Here is a 1,817-nt window from a genome sequence, read left to right on the forward strand (position 1 = left end):
AGGCGCTGGCGCGCCAGCGCTGCCGGTCGGCCGAAAGGCGCGCCCCGGCCCAAAGGCGGAAGCGATCGGCAATGCGCAGCGCGTGCTTGTGGCGCGCCTCGACATCGGCGATCAGCCGCTCCAGCTCGCGCCATGTCGCGATGGAGGTGCGTACGCGCTCCACATCCAGCGGCTCGGGCTCCAGCACGAAATCGCGCACGAAGAGCGTCGGATCGAAGATCGGCTTGAAGGCCAGCGCGTTGGAAAAGGCGCGCAGGAAATGCTTGGGATTGGGCGGGGTCGCCCCGTTGCGCATGAGCGTGAGCATATGCGCGGTGAACTTCTCGGCCGAGTTGCGGAACTCCTCCATGCCGGGATGCTCGGCCCGCAGGGAGGCCGCAATCTCGCTCCAGGGCGCGATGGTGCTGACGCCCTTCACGCGCCGCCGGACATGGGCCACCGAAAAGGCGTGCCCCGGAATGACGAAGCGCGAGAGCACATCCTCGCGGCTGTCGCCATGGCGCGCCGACAGCGCGACGCCGACCGTGATCGGCTCTTCGGTGTAGTAGTTGCGGAAGGTCAGCGCGAGGATCGTCTCGCAGGAGGACCGCAGCGGCTTGCCGTCTTCGGCCGGATCGCCCGTCATGCCCAGGCAATATTCGAGCACGCTGCGCGAGGAGCGGCCCGAGGCGCTGGCATTAAGGTTCAGGCGGTTCTGGTTGACGCCGGTGATGACGGACTGGATCGCGTCCTGAATCGAGGACTTGCCCGCGCCCGTCGGGCCGATCAAGGCAGCCTCGCCCCGGATTTCGATGTCCTTGGCGTCGATCAGATACCAGTTGATGAGGGAGATGCGCGAAAGACTATACATCGCTCTCGCCCTCCTTTTCGTTCGTGTTCGCCGCTAGGCCGGCTGTGTCGGCTGAAGCCATGTTCGCCGCTTTGGCCGCTTCCGGCGCTTCGCTTGCCTCCGGCTCGCTCAGGGCTTCGCCCGAGGCCGCCGGCTCGACGGCCCAGAGCAGGAGATCGCGAACATAGCTGTCCGGCACGAGAATGGCGATGCCCGGCAGGATGGCGAGGGTGGAGACGCGGCGCACCCTGTCCCGCTCGCCGAGCCGCAACGCGCCGTGGCGCGCGAACATGCGCAGAATGTCGAGAAGCCGCGTTTCTTCCGGCGGCGGCGATTGCGTGACGGTGACGAGACGGTCCACCAGATCGTCGGTGGTGGTGTCCACGATTCCGGCCTCGCCGACCTCGTGGGCGCGCAGCGACTCCTCCCAGAGAAGCCGCAGCGCCAGAAGCACCAGCGTCTCGTCCTTGCGCAGCCGCTCGAACACGCCGTCATAGCGCGCCTCGTCGGCGGGCACGGACAGCGCCACCATCTGGTCACGCGGCGAAATCACGAGGCGATAGCCGAGCGAGCCGAAATAGCGCTCGAAAAACGTCGGATAGGCGCGCACCATGTCATAGGTCCGCCCGATGCCCGGCGTGTGCGAATAAACGCATTGGCGCGTGATCATGACCTGAAGCGCGCGCGTCAGTTCCTCGCCGGTCGGGCGGCGGCCGGCGATATGGCCGCCGGCCCATTCGCCATCCACGATGTCTCGAAATTCGTCGGTCTCACGCTGCATTCCGGCTCGCCTCCCCTCGGCGGCGGATCAGGAAATCCTGACAGGTGATCCAGTCGTTGGAGCAGCGCTCGGTCAAAAGCTCGATCTCGTAGGAGCGCGCCAGCGTGCCGTTGAAGATCGACGGAATTTCGCGCAGGCGCTGGAAGGCCACGAAATCATCGACGCTTTCGATCGGCATGTCGCGGCCCCGCATTTCCGGCCGGCCGG

General features: G+C 66.6%; 3 protein-coding genes. All 3 read right to left on the reverse strand.

What is annotated here, in order from left to right; genetic code table 11:
- A partial coding sequence (locus NS365_RS22580; protein ID WP_275477568.1) for an ATP-binding protein occupies positions 1 to 850 on the reverse strand: 850 nt, incomplete at its 3' end.
- Positions 843 to 1,610 carry a DUF4194 domain-containing protein gene (locus NS365_RS22585; RefSeq protein WP_244498536.1) on the reverse strand — a complete coding sequence of 256 codons (768 nt, stop codon included), beginning with the start codon at positions 1,608 to 1,610 and terminating at the stop codon, positions 843 to 845. The genes NS365_RS22580 and NS365_RS22585, both read right to left, overlap by 8 nt.
- Positions 1,600 to 1,817, reverse strand: a 218-nt coding sequence (locus tag NS365_RS22590) for a Wadjet anti-phage system protein JetA family protein (RefSeq protein WP_244498537.1), incomplete at its 5' end; no start/stop codon positions are given. The genes NS365_RS22590 and NS365_RS22585, both read right to left, overlap by 11 nt.

Source organism: Aureimonas ureilytica, from assembly GCF_001475935.1.
In the GTDB taxonomy this organism is placed as follows: Bacteria; Pseudomonadota; Alphaproteobacteria; order Rhizobiales; family Rhizobiaceae; genus Aureimonas; species Aureimonas ureilytica_A.